A 17588-nucleotide genomic window follows, 5' to 3' on the forward strand; every position below is an offset into this window, starting at 1 on the left:
AATCATGCACAGATTCACGAGGACCGCAGCAGTCGTCGTCGGTGCCGCGCTCGCCCTCACGGCGTGTTCGTCGGCGGCTCCGACCTCCGAGGTGGAACAGGACGAGAGCGCCACGCTCGAGCTCTGGATCCGAACAACTCCTGGAGGCCCGGCGGAGGAAGGGGCCAACAAGCTCGTCGATGCGTTCGAGGAGCAGACCGGCTACGACGTCGAGGTCACCGCCATCTTCGACGACTTCGAGACCAAGCTCGCTCAGCGCGCCGGTCAGCGCGACCTGCCCGACATCGTGCTCAACGACGTCAGCCAGCTCGGAACGATGCACACGCAGGGGATCCTCCGCGAGATCGACCTCGAGGAGGTGCCGAATTCCGAGGATCTGACTCCGCAGGCACTTGCGGCGGCGAAGGCCGTCGACGGAGGGGTGTACGGAATTCCCTATTCCGCTCAGGCCAACGCGCTGATGATCCGGAGCGACTGGCTCGACGCGCTCGGCCTCGAAGCGCCGACCGACTGGGACGAGATGCTCGCCGTGGCGACCGCGTTCACTCACGACGACCCCGATGGCAACGGCGCCGACGACACTTTCGGCCTCGCCGTGCCGGGCTCGACCAAGCGCGGGTACGCCTCGTGGTACTTCTCGAACTTCCTCTGGGCAGCCGGCGGCGACTTCATCACGAAGTCCGGAGACGGGTACCTGCCATCGATGACGAGCGACGAGTCGATCGAGGCGATGGCCTGGTTCCGCGACCTGCAATGCTCGGCCGGCGTGATGCAGCCCGGCGCTCCGAGCATGGACACGCCGCCCACGAACGAGGCGTTCGAATCCGGCGTCGCCGGCATGTACGTCACCGGGCCCTACCTCATGCCCCGGTTCGACGGCGTGCTCGGGGCCGACAAGTACACCGTCGTGCCGGCTCCCACCGGCCCGGAGGATGCCTCGGTGCTCGCCGAGGGCGGAACGGTCTACCTGATGGCCGGTTCCGAGAACCAGGCGGGGCAGAACGCCTTCGCCGACTTCGCGATCAGCAGTGAGGGGCAGGTCGTCGGCATGGAGGGCGATGAGGCCTTCATCGTGCAGCTGCCCGTCAACAGCACCGTCGACATCACCGAGATCCGGGAGGATCCGCGCTGGGTGACGTTCCTCGAGGCGTACCAGGAATCGGGCCGCTACGCGCCGACCATCCCCAGCTGGACGCCGATCCGTCAGATGAGCGCCGACACCGTGAACGCACTCATCGCCGATTGCTCCCTCGATGTCGAGGAACAGCTCGAGAAGCTCGACGGCAAGCTCACCGCCGAGCTGCTCACCCAGGGAATCCTCGCCCAGTGAGCCTGACCGTGAAGAACACTTCGACCACGCCCGCGGTCGCGACGAGCACGTCGCGGCCGGGGGCCGGGCCGGCGATCGAACGGGATCGACGCCGGCCGCGCTGGCATCGCGGTCGGCGGCTCGGACGATGGTGGGTGCCGTGGGCGTTCCTCGCCCCGGCCCTCCTGCTCTTCCTCGTCTTCCGCTACATCCCGATGGTGCAGGCCATCACGATGTCGATGCAAGACGTGAAGCCCTACCTCGGCAACACCTGGGTCGGATTCGACAACTATCGGCATATCCTCTCGTCGCAGGAGTTCCTCGATGCCACGGTGAATACGCTGGTGCTCGCCATCGGCCAGACCGTGGGATCGCTCGTGCTCGGATTCGCACTCGCCCTCCTCCTCGAAGGCCAGACGCGCAAACTCTCCTTCATCCGCTCGGCCGCCTTCCTCCCCGTGGTGGTGCCGATGGCGGTCATCGCCGAGCTCTGGCGCATCATGTACTACCCGACGTCGGACGGGTTCCTCAACTCGATCACCGGCCTCATCGGGCTGGGCCCGAGCGAGTTCATCAACCACCCCGACTCGGCGATGGGCTCCATCATGGTCATGGGCATCTGGCGCGGTGCTCCCTACGACATGATGATCATCCTGGCCGGCCTTGCGGGCATCGATCGCGGCCTCTATGAAGCCGCGACCGTCGACGGTGCGTCGCGGTTCCAACGCATCGTGCATGTCACCCTGCCCGGACTGCGGCCGGTCTTCGCGATCCTCTTCATCCTCGCGGCGATCCGCGGCTTCCGGGTGTTCACCGAGGTCTTCCTCATGACCAATGGGGGGCCGAACGGCGCGACGGAGGTCGTAATGACGCTGCTGTACAAGCTCGGCCTCGAGCAGGGCAAGCTCGGCATTGGCTCGGCTGGTGCGGTGCTCCTCTTCATCGCCACGCTGATCCTCACCGTCGGCGTGCAACTTCTGGTGCGCAGAAAGAAGGACTCATGAGCGTCGGCACCGATACCGCCCTCGGACTCACCGAGAGCCGCACTCCCGTCGCGATCACGGTGAAGGTGGTGCTGTACACGCTGGTCGCGGCGCTGTTCGCCGGGCCACTGCTCGCACTGCTCGCCAGTGCGTTCAGCGAGGTGAACAACCCCACCGAACTGAGCGTGATCCCGTTGCGACCGACCCTCGAGAACTTCGCGATCGCGTTCGACTACGGCGTGCTGAAATACCTCGCGAACTCCTTCCTGGTGGTCGGATTCGGATTGCTCCTGCAGGTGGCGGTCTCGGTGCTCGCCGGCTACGCCCTCGCCCGCAAACGGTTCCGCTTCTCGGCGCTCGCGCTCGTCGCGATCCTCGCGACGATGATGCTGCCCGAAGAGATCCTCGCCCTGCCACTCTCGATCCTCCTCGCCGATCTGCCGCTCCTGCACATCAACCTCATGGGCACGCTCGCAGGCATGATCGTGCCGCTCGGCGCTTGGGCCTTCTCCATCCTCGTGATGACCGAGTTCATGAAAGACGTTCCGGTCGAGCTCGAGGAGGCGGCGCGCATCGACGGAGCAAGCGAGTTCCGCATCTTCGGACAGATCATCCTGCCGTTGTGCAAGCCGGCGATCGGCGTGATCGGCGTCTTCGGCTTCACGATGATCTGGGACCAGTACCTGTTGCCGTTGCTCGTTGCCACGGGATCGGATTCGTACACCCTGCCGCTGGCGTTGCGCACCCTGCGCATCGACCCGGTCATCACCCCGGGCGTGATCATGGCCGCGTCGCTGCTCGCGCTCGCGCCATCCGTGATCGTATTCCTCCTCTTCCAGCGCTCGTTCGCGCTCGGCCTGACCTCTGGAGCGCTGAAGGGATGACCCGCACCGACTGGCTCACTCACGACCGGCTCGGCATGTTCGTGCACTGGGGGCTGTACGCACTGCCGGCTCGGCACGAATGGGTGAAGAGCCACGAGCGCATGAGCGACGCAGAGTATCAGCCGTACTTCGACCACTTCGAGCCTGACCGGTACGAGCCGCGAGAGTGGGCGCGCATCGCGAAGGCCGCGGGAATGGCCTACGTCGTGCTCACCGCCAAGCACCACGACGGCTTCTGCCTCTGGGATTCGTCGCTCACGGAGTACAAGATCACCAACACCCCCCACGGACGCGACGCGATCGGCCCCTTCGTCGAGGCCTGCCGGGCCGAGGGCTTGAAGGTCGGCATCTACTACTCGTTGATCGACTGGCATCACGAGTCGTTCCCCGTCGACGGCACGCATCCCCAGCGAGACGACGAGGAGTTCAAGGCCGCGACGGCCGATCGCGACATCCGCGAGTACCAGCGCTATCTTCACGGCCAAGTGCGTGAGCTCCTCACCGGCTACGGTCGGATCGACTACCTGTTCTTCGACTTCTCATACCGTCACCGAGCCGACTACTGGGGTGGCAAGGGCGCTGAGGAATGGGATGCCGAGCGTCTGCTCGACCTGGTGCGCGAACTACAGCCCGGCATCATCGTGAACGATCGGCTCGGCATTCCCGGCGACTTCGTCACCCCCGAGCAGTACCAGCCGGCCCGGCCGATGGAGTCGGAGGGGCAACCGGTGATCTGGGAGGCCTGCCAGACGCTGAATGGGAGTTGGGGGTATCACCGCGACAACCACGACGACAAGAGCCCCGACACCATCGCGCGGCTGTTGATCGACGGCGTCGCAAAGGGCGGCAACCTGTTGTTGAACGTCGGGCCCGATGGGCGCGGCCGCATCGACCCGCACGCGCAGGCACTGCTCGGCGAGCTCGGCACGTGGATGGATGATCACGAGCGTTCCATCCGGGGAGCCGGCCCCGCCCCATGGGCGCCGCCCGCCGATGCCCGCTACACCCTTCGCGGCGACCGCCTCTATCTGCACCTCTTCGCCTGGCCCTACAAGCATGTGCACCTGCCGGGGCTTGCCGACCGAGTAGCGTACGCGCAGTTGATGGCGGATGCCTCGGAGATCCGCATCGAGCATGTGGATCCCGATCGGCCGGCCCAGAACACGCAGATGGGCGGCCAACCCGCCGGCACCCTCACCTTGCTGCTGCCCGTGCGGCGGCCTGACACGCTCGTGCCGGTGATCGAGCTGTTCCTGACCGACCCGACGGACACCTCCGCCGGGCGCACCCTCGACGAGGAGGAAACATGAAGCGACGAAGCCTGCTGATCGGAGCCGTGGCCGGAGCCGCGGCGGTGGCGACGGGCGGTGGACCGGCGACGGCGGCGCCAGCGGTCGCCTCCGCCAATGGGCCGCGCACGCGGGTCGCCGATCTGGTGGCACTGCAGGCGGCGATCGATTCCGCCGCTCCGGGCGCGACAATCGTGGTCGCGAACGGCGTCTATGCGGTTCCGAGCGGATCCCCGATCCGCGTCGTCGGGGTCGGCGGCCGACAGAACCGGCCGATCACGATCGCGGCCGAGTCCGTCGGCGGGGTGACGCTCACCGGCGAGCAGAGCTTCGTCTTCGGCGACGCGCACGACGTCGTCGTGAGTGGATTCGTGTTCACCCAGGCAACGACGCTCGAGCTCCCGGCAGACTGCGCGCGCATCACGCTCAGCCGAAATGAACTCGTCTTCGCCGACATCGAGGGCCTGCACTGGGTCATGCTGCGTGCCGATGATTCGGTCGTCGAGTACAACCACTTCCACGGCAAGTCGACGCTGGGCGTCTACCTCGGCATCGAGGGGGCCGGAACGACCGCGATGGCGCAGAACGCGCACGTGCACCACAACTTCTTCAGCGACCACAGCTTCGCCGGAGCCAACGGCGGCGAACCGATCAGGCTCGGCGTCAGCCCTCGCGCGCTCAGCAGCGCCAATGCCGTCGTGGAGCACAATCTCTTCGAACGGGCCGACGGCGACCCCGAAGCGATCTCGGTCAAGTCCTCTGACAATGTGGTGCGGTACAACACGATCCGGTCGAGCTTCGGCGGCATCGTGCTTCGACACGGCAACCGCACTCGTGTCGAGGGCAACTACCTGCTCGGCGGTGAGAACGGCATTCGCATCTACGGCAACGACCACGTCATCGTCAACAACCACCTCGATGGACTCGCAGGAAGCGCGATCGTCATCGGCGCCGGCACCCTTCGCGACCACTACGAGGGCGAGCCTTCGACGTCGCGTACGAAGAACGATGCCGCGGACCGCGTGCTGATCGCACTCAACACGCTCGTCGGCAACGGCGATGGCATCATCGGCGAGACGCACCGGCCGATCGAACCGAACGACCTCGTCATCGCCGACAACATCGTGGTCGGAGAGACCGGCCTACTGGCGAACGTGCCGAACTCGCAGGGGTTCACCTGGTCGGGCAACGTGCTCTTCGGGACCGCGGCCGACGGCGACCTGCCGCCGACGGGGTTCACCCGCCTCGACCCGCAGCTGGTGGCCGACGAGTTCGGGGTGTTCCGCATCGGTCAGGGGAGTCCCGCGATCGACGCGGCGACGCGTAACCACGACGCGATCACCCGCGAGGACATCGACGGGCACCGCCGCCGCGGCATCGCCGACGTGGGCGCCGATGAGTACACGCCGGCTCACGCGAGCCGTGGACCGCTGCACCCCGCCGACGTCGGTCCGTTCGCACGGTGAGCGGCGGAGTGTAAGACGAAACGAGGGCACGGATGCTGCGGCATCCGTGCCCTCGTTCGTGCAGCACCGTGGAGTGCACGGCTCGACGCGGCCGCATCATCGCGCCGAGCCGGCTCACCAGTCGTGGACAGTGCCGTCCTTCAGCCGGTTGAACGGGAGGTAGGCCGGGTGATACGGGTGGGCCGCCGCCGCCTCGAGGTCGATCGTCACGCCGAGCCCGGGTGCGTCGCCAGGGTGCAGGAGCCCGTCGTCGAAGGTGAAGGACTGCTGGAAGACCTCGTTCGTGGCGGGACCATGCCGCATGTACTCCTGGATGCCGAAGTTGTGGATGGTGAGATCGAGGTGCAACGCGGCGGCCATGCCGACCGGTGAAATGTCGGTGGGGCCGTGGATGCCCGACTTGATCTGGTACTGGGCGGCATAGTCGAGGATCTTGCGGAGCGGGGTGATGCCGCCGGCGTGGGTGACCGCCGCCCGTACGTAATCGATCATCTGGTCCCGGATGAGGTATTGGAAGTCCCAGACCGTGTTGAACACCTCTCCGATCGCGAGCGGAGTCACGGTGTGCTGGCGCACGAGGCGGAGCGCGTCCTGATTCTCAGCGGGCGTGCAGTCCTCGAGCCAGAACAGGTCGTACGGTTCGAGATCGCGACCGAGCCGGGCCGCCTGAATCGGGGTCATCCGGTGGTGCCCGTCATGGAGGAGGGGGAGCTCGGGACCGAACTCGGCGCGGACCGCTTCGAAGACCGTCGGGATGTGCCGGAGGTAGGCGCGGGTGTCCCAGTCCTCCTCCGCCGGCAGCGGCAGGCGCTGCGCCGGCTCGTAGTCGTACCGGACGCCGCCGGCGGAGGGCTGGGCGGCCACGCCGTAGACGGCGTTGATGCCGGGCACCGCCGTCTGCACACGGATCGCGCGGTAGCCGAGTTCGAGGTGCTCGCGCACCGAGTCGAGCAACTCGGGGATGTCGCGTCCGCTCGCGTGCCCATAGGCCAGCGCGCCCCGACGGCTCGCACCGCCGAGCAATTGGTAGAGCGGGAGTCCTGCCACCTTGGCCTTGATGTCCCAGAGCGCCATGTCGACTGCCGCGATGGCTGCCATCGTGACGGGGCCGCGCCGCCAGTACGCACTGCGATAGAGGAACTGCCAGGTGTCTTCGATCGCATGCGGGTCCCGGTCGATGAGGAGCGGCACGACGTGGTCGGCGAGGTAGCTCGCGACAGCGAGCTCGCGGCCGTTCAGTGTCGCGTCGCCCAGACCGGTGACACCATCGTCGGTGGTGAGCTGCAGGGTGACGAAGTTGCGGTCGGGGCTCGTGACGATGACGTCGGCAGCAGCGATGCGCATGGCGTTGGATCTCCTTCGATCGGCGTGAGTTTGGCAAGCGTTTGCCAAGCCACGATAGCAGGCTGTCGCACCATGACGCGCCGGCCACGCTCGTTCAGCCGATCAGGAGCGTGCGGTGTGTTCGTTCGGCGGGGTCTCGAAGCCGTTCGCCACCGGGCCGGTCGACGCGCGCACGACAAGGCGGGTCTCCATCTCGAACCGCGGTCGCACATCGGCGGTGGCGCCCTCGATCAGTGAGAGCAGCGAGGCGAGGGCGTACTCGCCCTCTTCGCGAAGCGGTGACTTCACAGTCGTCAGGCCGGGGGAGGTGAGGTTCGCGCCGAAGATGTCGTCGAAGCCGAGCACGCTCAACTGGCCGGGCACCGGTACGCCGGCCTCGGCGAGCTCCTGCATGAGGCCGATGGCGACGAGGTCGTTGTACGCGACGATCGCGGTCGCGCCGCTCTCGAGCGCCGCCTTCGCGCTGCGGCGGCCCCCGTCGATCGTCGGCGCGACCGGCCCGAGCGCCGTGAACCCGATCTGCGCCCATTCGCAGCGCCGGGCGAGCAGGTTGCCGCGGTGGTGCGCCATCCATGACAGTTCTGGTCCGGCGAGGTAGGCGATCGAGCGGTGCCCGAGGGCGCGCAGGTGGCGGATCGCCTCGGCCACGCCGAGTTCGAGCTCCGGCACCACCGAGAGCACTCCGTCGACCTCGCGGTTGACGACGGCGACCGGCTTCCGAGCTGCGAGCGCGCGAATCGAGTCATCGCTCATGCGCGGGGTGGCGAGGATCAGGCCGTCGACGATGCGCATGAGGCGTTCGGCGTGCTCGTGCTCGCGTTCGCCCGACTCCTCAGACTCGGCGAGCACCAGGGTGTAGCCGCGTGCGGCAGCGGCGCTCTCGGCGCCGCGCACGACGTCGAAGAAGACGGGGTTCGTGATGTCGGAGACGAGCAGCCCGAGAATCGAGCTCCTGCCGGTCGGCAACGCCCGGGCCATCGGATTCACCTGGTAGTTCAGCGTGGCGGCTGCCGTCTTGATGCGCTTCTCGGTGGCCGCACTGACTCGGCCGGGTTTGTTCAACGCGCGCGAGACCGTCGATGGGTTGACCCCGGCGAGCCGGGCGACGTCGTAGATCGTCACGGTGCCGTTCTCGCCATCGGGCGACGTCGATTCGGCCTCGCGCTCGGAGTCCGGCTCGGCAGCGCCCCCGGCTTCCTCGGCGGTCGCGCCCTGGTCGGCCCGTGGGTGGCGTTTCGACGGGGTCGAGGTGGTCGGCTGCTCGCGATCTGCGGACATGTGCGATCCTCTCAACGCGGCACGCCGGTGCGCCCGCCGACACCCAGCGTACGGATCTCCGCGTCGACGAGCGAGCGGACGTTCCGTGCTCGTGGACCTTCGCCGAGGCGGCCCAGCAGGGCGTCGACCCGTGCCGGCACGGTCTGCGGCTCTCCCGCGTGCGCCGGCTGCAGTGACCATGCCGCGATGACGGATGCCGCGGCCCTGGGCACGACGCCCGAATCCAGGGCATCGAGCATGACGGGCAGTATGCGTTCCGGGAGCTTGTGCTCGCCGTCCTGGGCGATCTGAGCGAGATGATGAGGAAGACGTCGGTTGGCGAAGCGGACACGCGTCGACTCGATCGAGGCAGCGAGCTCGGGCGCAGGCAGGCGGCATCCCGGTAGCGCCTCCTCCCAGTACCGTTCGGTGAGAGCCCGGAGTGCGGGATCCTCGAACGCCTGATCGATCGTCGTATGCCCGCGCCGAAGCCCGTGATAGGCGAGGAGAGAGTGGCCGCCGTTGAGCAGGCGGAGCTTGCGTTCGGCGAATGGGGCCAGTACATCGGCAGCGCGTGCGCCCGCCAGTTCCCAGGCGGGCCGCCCCGCTGGGAACTCACCCGAGAGGATCCACTCCGAATGCGGTTCGGTGACGACGCATGCCGGGTCGGCCACCTGCGTCAGCGCTTGCGCCGCCTCGAGGTCGTCGGCGGTGATCGCCGGAGTGATGCGGTCGACCACCGACGAGACGAACGAGACCTGGTCGAGGATCCATCGTGCGAGTGACGGGTCGAGCGCTGAGGCGAATCCGTGCACCATGTCGCGTGTGAGCGTGCCGTTGTCGGCGAGGTTGTCGCAACTGACGATCGCGAGCGGCGGGGCGTCGGTGCGGCGCCGCTCTGCGAGGGCGGCGACGAGGCGCGCTGCCGCCGTCGCGACAGGGGCCGACGGGTCGGCGGCGAGGGCGGCGAGGTCGGACGTCACGATCGGGTCGTCGATTGCGAGCCGTCGGTTCGAGCCGAGGTGGTAGCCGCGCTCCGTGATGGTCAACGAGATGACCGCCGTCTCGGCGGCCGCCGCTCTCGTGAGCCAAGCGGCGGAGTCTGCGCCGTCGCCGACTGAGCGGATACTCGTGATGAATCTGGCCTCGTCGCCCGCTGCCGCTCGGGTGAGCAGCGTGTAGCCGCCGCGCTGCGCGCTGAGCAGCTCTGCGGCGCCGGCGGTCCGACCGGTGAACGCGGCGATCGCCCACGGGAGCGAGTCGTCGAGCTGCGCACCCTTCGACTGGATGCGCAACCGCTCGTTCGCCTCGTGGGTGTACCAGGCCTGGTGCGCGCGATGGAAGGCGCCGACGCCGAGGTGCACGAGCCGAATCGGCATCTCGCTCGAGTTGTGCGGCGGTGTGAAGCGGTCGGTGCGCAGCGTGGTGGTCAGCATCGACTCATCATACTTGGCAATCGCTTGCCAACCATGCACGGTGATGACTACGCTGCAACACGAAGCACCGCCCCGATGCCCGATGGCATCCCCAGCCGAGAGCGACATGACTGCCCTGATCCTCGACCCAGACCGCCTCCTGCCCGCCGACCCCGCAGCGCGAGCGATCGCCCGTTCGCTCGTCGCGCTCGTGGCGGACGCACCGATCTGCTCGCCGCACGGGCATGTCGAAGCGTCGATGCTCGAGGCCGACGAGCGGTTCGGCGGCCCGGCCGAGCTACTCGTGACCTCGGACCACTACGTGGTCCGCATGTTGCATGCCCTCGGCGTGCCGATGTCCGAGATCGCGCCGACGGCGGAACCCGACTCGCGGTCGGTCTGGCGCGAGCTCGCCCGCAATTGGCCGGCCTTCCGCGGCACCGCTGTGCGGTATTGGCTCGATTTCCAGATGCACGAGTTGTTCGGCGTCACCGAGCGGCTCGACGAGTCGAACGCGGACCGGATCTTCGATCGCATCGAAGCGCAGCTGGCCGAGCCCGCCTTCCGGCCGCTCGCCCTGTTCGAACGCTTCAACGTCGACGTGCTCGCCACGACCGACGATCCGGCCGATGACCTTGCGGCGCATCGCCGACTGGCGGCGGCGCCGGAATTCACCGGGCGGGTACTGCCCACGTTCCGCGCCGACCGCTATATGGACCCGTCTGCGCCGGGCTGGCGCCACGCACTCGCCGAGCTCTCCGTCGTGGCCGACATCGACTGCGGAACCCGCCGCGGTCTGCTCGACGCATTGCGGGCTCGCCGGGCGGCGTTTCGGGCGCACGGCGGAACGGCGACCGACACCGGAGTGCGCGACGCCTCGGCCGAGCCGCTGTCCGAGGCGGACGCTGAGCGCATCCACGCGGCGGCCCTTGCCGGGGCGATCTCTCGTGCCGACGCGCGGGCCTACCGCAGCGACATGCTCTACCGCTTCATCGAGATGGCCGCGGGCGACGGTCTCGTGATGCAACTCCATGCCGGCGTCATCCGGAACCACCATGGCCCGACGCTCCGCACGTACGGCCCCGACACCGGCCACGACCTGCCGGCCAACGGAGCCTTCACCGAACCGTTGCGACGGGCGCTCAACGACTTCGGTGGCGAGGCGAGTCTGCGACTCGTGCTGTTCACCGTCGACGAGACGACGTTCTCGCGCGAGCTGGCTCCGCTCGCCGGGTTCTATCCGAGCGTCTACATCGGGGCACCGTGGTGGTTCCTCGACGCACCGTCGGCGATCTCGCGTTATCGTGACGCCGTGACGGATGGCGCGGGGTTCGTGAAGACGTCGGGTTTCATCGACGACACCCGGGGGTTCTGCTCGATCCCCGCGCGGCACGACATGTCGAGACGCACCGACGCCGCGTTCCTCGCGAACCTGGTGGTCACGCATCGACTCAGCGAGGCGGATGCCGCCGAGATCGCCGTCGACCTCGTGACCAAGATCCCCTACGAGACGTTCCGCATCGCGCGTCGCGTACCGTCGGCTTGAGGGCTCGCCTCAGATCCAGCCCTGCTGCCACGCGTGTTCGGCCGCTTCGTGCCGGGTGCGCGCATCGAGCTTCGTCATCGCCGACGAGAGGTAGTTGCGCACCGTCCCGGGTGCGAGGTGGAGTTGCTGGGCGATCTGCTGCACCTGCGTCGTCGAGCGGCTCAGGCGCAGCGCGTCGAGTTCCCGATCGGTCAGTGGACAACGTTCGGCGGTCAGCGCGGCGGCCGCGATCTCAGGGTCGATGTACCGCTTGCCCGCCGCGACGTCGCGGATGACGTCGGCGAGGTCTTCGGCCGGCGTGGACTTGGGCACGAATCCGGAGACCCGCGCAGCGAGCGCGCGCCGGAGCACACCGGGCCGCGCGTGCCGCGTGACGATGACGACGCGCGTGCTCACCGTCTCGAGGATGCGAGACGCGGCCTCGATGCCATCGGCTCGGGGCATCTCGAGGTCGAGCAGGCAGACGTCGGGTTGCGTCGCGAGTGCCGCCTCGGCGGCGGCGATGCCGTTGTCGACGCTCGCGACGACCTCGATGTCGGACTCCAGTCCGAGCAGGGCCTGCAGTGCACCACGGATCAGGTGCTCGTCGTCGGCGATCAGCAGGCGGATGACGCGTGGGATCGACGGCTCGTTCATGCCGTGCCCCCCGGCTGCGACGGGATCCACGCCCGCAGCTCGAAGCGGCCGCTTGCGGCATCCGTCGCCGTGTCGAGTCGCCCGCCCAGCGCGGTCACCCGTTCACGCAGGCCGGCGAGGCCAGTGCTTGGGGTCCGTCGCGCGCTCGCACCGCTCGTCGTCCCGTCGTTCACCACCTCGAGCGCGTAGCCTCCATCGGTGTGCTGCAGCGTGATCGACGCGTTGACCGCCGCGCTGTGGCGCAGGATGTTCGTCGTCGCCTCGCGCACGACCATGGCGAGGGCCCGCCGAACGACGGGCTCGACGGGCAGCGACGCGACGCTGAGCTCGCACCGTGCACCCGCAGCCGCGAGCACCTCCTTGGCGTTCTCCAGCTCGACGTCGAGCGCGATGTCGCGGTACCCCGAGACGAGCGATCTGGTCTCCTCGAGTGCTTGCTTCGCGATCAGGCGTGTCTCGTGCAGGTGCTGTCGGGCGGCTGCAGGGTCGACCGCGAGCAGGCGATCGGCGAGTTCGGCCTTCAACGCGATCACCTGCAGGTGGTGGCCCTGGATGTCATGGAGATCGGACGCGAAGCGCAGACGCTCCTGCGCCACCGCGAGCTCGGCTGCGACGCGCCGATGTCGATCGAGGGTGACGACGATCTCCCACCACCAGAGGCTGCTCCAGACCATGAGCGGGAGGAGCGCGCCGTAGATCACGAGCAGCCACGACGGGGAATCGCCGAAGAGGTCGTACGGCTCGCCGTGCAGCAGCGACACGATGACCGGCTGCAGGAGCACGAGGCCGAACCCGAGCGCGAGCGCGGTCCAACGGCGTGCCCGCTCCGGCAGGAGACAGGAGTACAGCACGACGGCCATCCAGAAGGGCGCGACCGAGGTGATTCCGCTGCCCGGCGCGAAGAGGCCGAGCACCCAGGTGGTCCCCGCCGGAATGAGGAGCGCAGCGGTCCAGAACCCAGCGGGGGATCCACCGCCACGGCCGGCGCGCAAGAACCAGCAATACCGCAACTGCACGCCGACGGCGAGGACGAGCGCGGCGAGCTGCGCGGCGCTGAGCACGCTCGGCGACGCGGTGAACGACTCGAGCGCGGAGAACACCAGGATGGCGTCGAGCATCACGAAGAAGAACACGATCGAGCCGAGCGTGTACAGCCACGTGGCGTGCACGCCTCGTCCGTCGCGCGCCCCGTCGTCTCGCACGCTCGCCTCGATGTCGGCTGCTCGAGCAGCGGGCGCGCTCAACGGCGGAACCTCGGGGAGCGGGCGATCACGCGGCACATGCAGCCCAGCGTATGGCAGTGACATTTGTCATGATCCGCAGTGCGGAACGTCACCGTGAATGCCTGCCACGGGGCCACTGTGCCCTCACGCCGCGGCGAGCCAGCCTTGATGCAGATGAACCGGCCACCGCGAGAACCGCGGCGCCCCGACGGAAAGGCACCACCATGTTCGACGCCCTGCAGGACTTCACCGCTTCGCTCCCGACGCTGCTGCAGTGGGTGGGAGTCGTGATCGCTGCCGCCATCCCGTTCGTCGAGTCCTACTTCGGATCGGTCGTCGGCATCCTCGCCGGCCTCAACCCCGCTGTCGCGATCGGCGCGGCCATCGTCGGAAACGTCATCTCGATGCTGATCTTCGTGCTCAGCGCGCACAGCGTGCGGTCGAAGGTCGTCGCCGGCAAGGTCGAGCAGCCGCTGTCGCCGCGTCGAGAGAAGCTGCGCGAGCGGTTCGACAAGTACGGCGTCGCGGGCGTGAGCCTGCTCGGGCAGACGATCCTGCCGAGCCAGATCACGTCGGCGGCGATGGTCTCGTTCGGTGCGTCGAAGAACGCCGTCATCCTGTGGCAGGTGATCTCGATCACCATCTGGGGCGTCGTCTTCGGAGTGCTCGCGACGCTCGGCGTCTCGCTGAGCCGCTGACCGGTGCGCGCCGGTGCGCCGGTGCCCTCGGTCGCGAGGGCGCCGGCTACGCCGTGACGGATGCCGCGAGGTACGGGCTCACCGTAGCGTCGAACGCCGCGGCGGTGCGAGCGGCGACCTCGGGCCACGGGGCATCCCAGATCGCCTGGTTGAAGATCTCGACCTCGATGTCGCCGGAGTAGCCGGTCGCCTCGACGGCACGCGTGAACCCCGCGAAGTCGATGACGCCGTCGCCGGGGTAGTGGCGTGAGAGCAGCACGTCGGCCGCGAGCGGCGTCTGCCAGTCGCACACCTGGTAGCTCGCGATGCGGCCCTCTGCGCCGGCCCGCTCGATCGCGGTGAAGACCTCTGGGTCCCACCAGACGTGGAACGTGTCGACCACGACGCCGACGGCCGACGCCTCGAACGGTGCGGCGAGATCGAGCGCCTGGGTGAGCGTCGAGACGACCGCCCGGTCGGACGCGTACATGGGGTGCAGCGGCTCGATGGCGAGGGTCACGCCGGCGGATGCCGCGTGCGGCACGAGCTCGGCGAGCGCATCGCCGACCCGGGCACGGGCTCCGACCAGGTCGGTCGATCCAGCGGGGATTCCGCCGGCGACGAGCACGAGCACCGCCGCCGAACCGGTCGCACCGGCCGCGGCGAGCGTCGCCGTCTCGTCGATCGCCCGACGGTTCTCGTCGATCGCCGCGCGGCGTTCGGCGCCTTCGGGCAACGTGAAGAACCCGCCGCGGCAGAGGCTCGAGACGCGCAGGCCCGAGTCCGCGAGACGGCGTGCCGCCTCGTCGAGGCCGACGTCGGCGACGGGCTCGCGCCAGAGGCCGATCGATTCGTAGCCGGCGTCGGCAGTGACGCGGAGCGCATCGTCGTATGGCGCGTACTTGATCGTCGCCTGGTTCAGCGAGAGTCGCGGGTGCGCGGTCATGCCAGCACCTCGGCGACATCGGAGGCAGGCGGCGTCGCGGCATCCGATGCCGTGCTCGCGGTGTCTGCACTGCGCACGTCGTTCGGCGAGTCGGGGCTCGCCGAACCGGCTGTCACGTCGAGCCCGTTCACGGTGAGCAGCGAGTGCCATCGCGCCGCTGCGAGCTCGGGGCGCTCGAGCGCGCCCGAGGTGTTCGCGAGCTCGACGATGCGCGAGAGGTGCGGCAGGCTGCGTGCGGCGTGCAGGCCGCCCACCATCTGGAACGCTCCCTGGTGGCCGTTGAGCCACGACATGAACGCGACGCCGGTCTTGTAGTAGTAGGTCGGTGCGGCGAAGATCTGCTGCGAGAGCGGCTCGGTCGGCGCGAGGATGTCGCGATAGGCGGCCACGTCGCCGCGGTCGAGGGCCTGGATCGCGGCGGAGGCGTTCGGCGCGAGCGCCGCGAACGCGCCGAGGAGAGCATCGGAGTGCGAGCGCGAGTCGCCCTCGATGAGGCCCACGTAGTGGAAGTCGTCGCCGGTGAACATGCGCGCCGACTCGGGCAGCCGTTCGCGCACCGAGATCTCGGCGGAAGCATCGAGCAGGCTCATCTTCACGCCCGAGACCTTGTCGCGGTTGTACTCGATGACCTGCAGCAGGGTCGCCGCGGCGGCATCCGTGTCGTCGGAACCGAAGTAGCCGGCGAGGGTCGGGTCGAATGCCGGGCCGAGCCAGTGCAGCACGACCGGCGCGCCCGACGCGGCGAGCACCTCGCGGTACACGCGGCGGTAGTCGTCGGCGGTCGCCGCCGCCCGGGCGAGGTGCCGGCTCGCCATGAGCACGACACCCGCGCCGGCGTCTTCGGCGTGGTGCAGCTGCAGCTTGTAGGCGTCGATCACCTGCTCGAGCGAGATGGACTCCTCGTCGACGTGATCGGTGTTCACGCCGACGACGAGCTTCGCGTTCACGGATGCCGCTTCGGCGGCGCTGCGCGAGATGAGTTCGCGCGTTGCGGCGGCGTCGAGGCCCATGTAGCGCTGCGCGGTGTCCATCGCGTCGGCGACGCCGAGACCCCATGACCAGACATGATGGCGGAACGCGAGCGTCGCGTCCCAGTCGATGTCGGCCGGCCGGCCCGGTGTGTTGTCGGCGAACGACTTCGGCACGACGTGCGCCGCCGCGTAGGCGACGCGGCTCGTGAGCGGATGCCGCGGCCTGGTGAACGCCGGCGCCTCCACGAGCGGCGCGGTGCGCAACCGGCCTGAGGCGTCGAGCAGGGTGAGGCCGGTCATCGTCATCGAGCCGATCCGCTGAGGGCGGATGCCTCCGTGACGAGGCTCCCGACTTCGGCGAGGTCGGCGGCGGTGGGCGCGGTTGCGGCCGAGGCGGGCGCCGCGGCATCCGCTGCCCCGTCGAGCGTGACGATGGGGATGTCGATGCGGCGACCCTCGGCGGAGGAACGGAGGCCTTCTTCGGCGAGCAGCACGCCGCGGGCACCGGCGAGGAAGTCGAAGCGGTTCGGCGCGTCTTCGACGACGTGGCGGATGAATTCCTCCCACTGCGTCTTGAAGCCGTTCTCGAACTCCTGGTTGCCGGGGCTCTCGATCCAGTCGGCGTCGTAGTCGTGCGCATCGGCGAGGTCGGGGTTCCAGACCGGCTTCGGGGTGGCGTTGCGCGGCTGGATCTTGCAGCCGAACAGTCCGACGACCGCCGAGCCGTGCGTGCCGTCGACTTGGAACTCGACGAGTTCGTCGCGGTTCACGCGGGTGGTCCAGCTCGAGTTGAGCTGCGCGACGGCACCGCCCTCGAGCTCGAAGATCGCGTACGCGGCATCGTCTGCGGTGGCGGTGTAGGGCTCGCCCTGCTCGTCGACGCGGGAGGGGATCTCGGTGACGGCCTTCGCGTAGACCGACTCGACGCGGCCGAAGAGGTTCTCGAGCACGTAGTTCCAGTGGGGGAACATGTCGACGATGATGCCGCCGCCGTCTTCGGCGCGGTAGTTCCAGCTCGGACGCTGCGCCGGCTGCCAGTCGCCCTCGAAGACCCAGTAGCCGAACTCGCCGCGCACACTGAGGATTCGGCCGAAGAAGCCGGAGTCGATGAGTCGTTTGAGCTTCTGCAGGCCCGGCAGGTAGAGCTTGTCGTGCACGACGCCGTTCTTGATGCCGGCGGCCTGTGCGAGTTGCGCGAGCTCGAGCGCCTCGTCGAAGCTCTCGGCGGTGGGCTTCTCGGTGTAGATGGCCTTGCCGGCCGCGATCGCCTTCTTGATCGCGACGGCGCGCGCCTTCGTGACGAGGAAGTCGCTGTAGATCTGCCAGCGCGGGTCGGCGAGCGCCTCGTCGAGGTTCGTCGTGTAGTGCTCGAGGCCGTGCTTGGCGGCGAGGTCGGCGAGCTTCTTCTCGCTGCGCCCGACGAGGATCGGCTCGACCTGGACGCGGGTCTCGCCGTCGGCGAGCAGCACGCCACCCTGCTCGCGGATCGCGAGGATGGAGCGCACGAGGTGCTGGCGGTACCCCATGCGGCCGGAGACGCCGTTCATGATGATGCCGATGGACTGCGGGGTGGTCTGCTCTGCCACGGTGATGATTCCTGTTCAGGCCGGGAGCGGGTGGCGGAGGCCGCCGCACCGCTGCG

15 protein-coding genes are annotated in these 17588 nt (G+C 68.7%); 7 read left to right on the forward strand and 8 right to left on the reverse strand.

Translation table 11 applies throughout. From position 1 onward, the window contains the following. Nucleotides 1–4 precede the first annotated feature (4 nt). The 5 genes from AC6CH0_RS09590 to AC6CH0_RS09610 are packed head-to-tail and all read left to right on the forward strand — an operon-like array spanning nt 5 to nt 5931. Complete coding sequence (locus tag AC6CH0_RS09590) at nt 5–1330, forward strand: sugar ABC transporter substrate-binding protein (protein ID WP_498100103.1); 1326 nt, start codon at nt 5–7, stop codon at nt 1328–1330. Then, nucleotides 1327–2313 (forward strand): carbohydrate ABC transporter permease, encoded by a 987-nt coding sequence (locus tag AC6CH0_RS09595; RefSeq protein ID WP_498100105.1) that lies wholly within the window; start codon nt 1327–1329, stop codon nt 2311–2313. Before AC6CH0_RS09590 ends, AC6CH0_RS09595 begins: the two co-directional genes overlap by 4 nt. Beyond that, nucleotides 2310–3176: a carbohydrate ABC transporter permease gene (locus AC6CH0_RS09600; protein WP_498100107.1), complete on the forward strand. Its 867-nt coding sequence runs from the start codon at nt 2310–2312 to the stop codon at nt 3174–3176. The genes AC6CH0_RS09595 and AC6CH0_RS09600 overlap by 4 nt, the downstream gene beginning before the upstream one ends. Further along, the gene (locus AC6CH0_RS09605) at nt 3173–4486 is read left to right on the forward strand and encodes an alpha-L-fucosidase (protein ID WP_498100109.1); all 1314 of its coding nucleotides are present in this window, start codon (nt 3173–3175) and stop codon (nt 4484–4486) included. Before AC6CH0_RS09600 ends, AC6CH0_RS09605 begins: the two co-directional genes overlap by 4 nt. Then, entirely contained in the window at nt 4483–5931 is a 1449-nt protein-coding gene (locus AC6CH0_RS09610) for a polysaccharide lyase 6 family protein (RefSeq protein ID WP_498100111.1), read from the forward strand. Before AC6CH0_RS09605 ends, AC6CH0_RS09610 begins: the two co-directional genes overlap by 4 nt. Nucleotides 5932–6045: 114 nt before the next feature. Here AC6CH0_RS09610 and manD read toward each other — a convergent pair whose 3' ends face one another. From manD to AC6CH0_RS09625, 3 genes are all read right to left on the reverse strand, one after another. Further along, nucleotides 6046–7275, reverse strand: coding sequence for a D-mannonate dehydratase ManD (gene manD / locus AC6CH0_RS09615; RefSeq protein WP_498100113.1), 1230 nt, complete (start codon nt 7273–7275; stop codon nt 6046–6048). 102 nt (nt 7276–7377) lie between these two features. Further along, nucleotides 7378–8553, reverse strand: coding sequence for a LacI family DNA-binding transcriptional regulator (locus tag AC6CH0_RS09620; protein ID WP_498100115.1), 1176 nt, complete (start codon nt 8551–8553; stop codon nt 7378–7380). A gap of 11 nt (nt 8554–8564) precedes the next feature. Beyond that, nucleotides 8565–9968 (reverse strand): mannitol dehydrogenase family protein, encoded by a 1404-nt coding sequence (locus tag AC6CH0_RS09625; RefSeq protein ID WP_498100117.1) that lies wholly within the window; start codon nt 9966–9968, stop codon nt 8565–8567. 106 nt (nt 9969–10074) lie between these two features. Between AC6CH0_RS09625 and uxaC the strand changes: the two genes are divergently transcribed. After that, nucleotides 10075–11493 (forward strand): glucuronate isomerase, encoded by a 1419-nt coding sequence (gene uxaC / locus AC6CH0_RS09630; protein WP_498100119.1) that lies wholly within the window; start codon nt 10075–10077, stop codon nt 11491–11493. 9 nt (nt 11494–11502) lie between these two features. Here the strand turns inward: uxaC and AC6CH0_RS09635 are convergent, their stop codons facing one another. After that, nucleotides 11503–12129, reverse strand: coding sequence for a response regulator transcription factor (locus AC6CH0_RS09635; RefSeq protein WP_498100121.1), 627 nt, complete (start codon nt 12127–12129; stop codon nt 11503–11505). Continuing rightward, complete coding sequence (locus AC6CH0_RS09640; protein WP_498100123.1) at nt 12126–13373, reverse strand: sensor histidine kinase; 1248 nt, start codon at nt 13371–13373, stop codon at nt 12126–12128. Before AC6CH0_RS09640 ends, AC6CH0_RS09635 begins: the two co-directional genes overlap by 4 nt. A gap of 203 nt (nt 13374–13576) precedes the next feature. On the opposite strand from AC6CH0_RS09640, the gene AC6CH0_RS09645 reads away from it, so the two are divergent. Further along, complete coding sequence (locus tag AC6CH0_RS09645; RefSeq protein ID WP_498100125.1) at nt 13577–14050, forward strand: hypothetical protein; 474 nt, start codon at nt 13577–13579, stop codon at nt 14048–14050. Between the two features lie 46 nt (nt 14051–14096). Here AC6CH0_RS09645 and AC6CH0_RS09650 read toward each other — a convergent pair whose 3' ends face one another. The 3 genes from AC6CH0_RS09650 to AC6CH0_RS09660 are packed head-to-tail and all read right to left on the reverse strand — an operon-like array spanning nt 14097 to nt 17493. After that, nucleotides 14097–14975 (reverse strand): sugar phosphate isomerase/epimerase family protein, encoded by an 879-nt coding sequence (locus AC6CH0_RS09650; RefSeq protein WP_498100127.1) that lies wholly within the window; start codon nt 14973–14975, stop codon nt 14097–14099. Next, the gene (locus AC6CH0_RS09655; RefSeq protein ID WP_498101088.1) at nt 14972–16246 is read right to left on the reverse strand and encodes a dihydrodipicolinate synthase family protein; all 1275 of its coding nucleotides are present in this window, start codon (nt 16244–16246) and stop codon (nt 14972–14974) included. Before AC6CH0_RS09655 ends, AC6CH0_RS09650 begins: the two co-directional genes overlap by 4 nt. A gap of 2 nt (nt 16247–16248) precedes the next feature. Beyond that, nucleotides 16249–17493, reverse strand: coding sequence for a Gfo/Idh/MocA family protein (locus tag AC6CH0_RS09660; protein ID WP_498101090.1), 1245 nt, complete (start codon nt 17491–17493; stop codon nt 16249–16251). Nucleotides 17494–17588: the final 95 nt, after the last annotated feature.

It is taken from the genome of Agromyces sp. GQ35 (assembly GCF_059758475.1).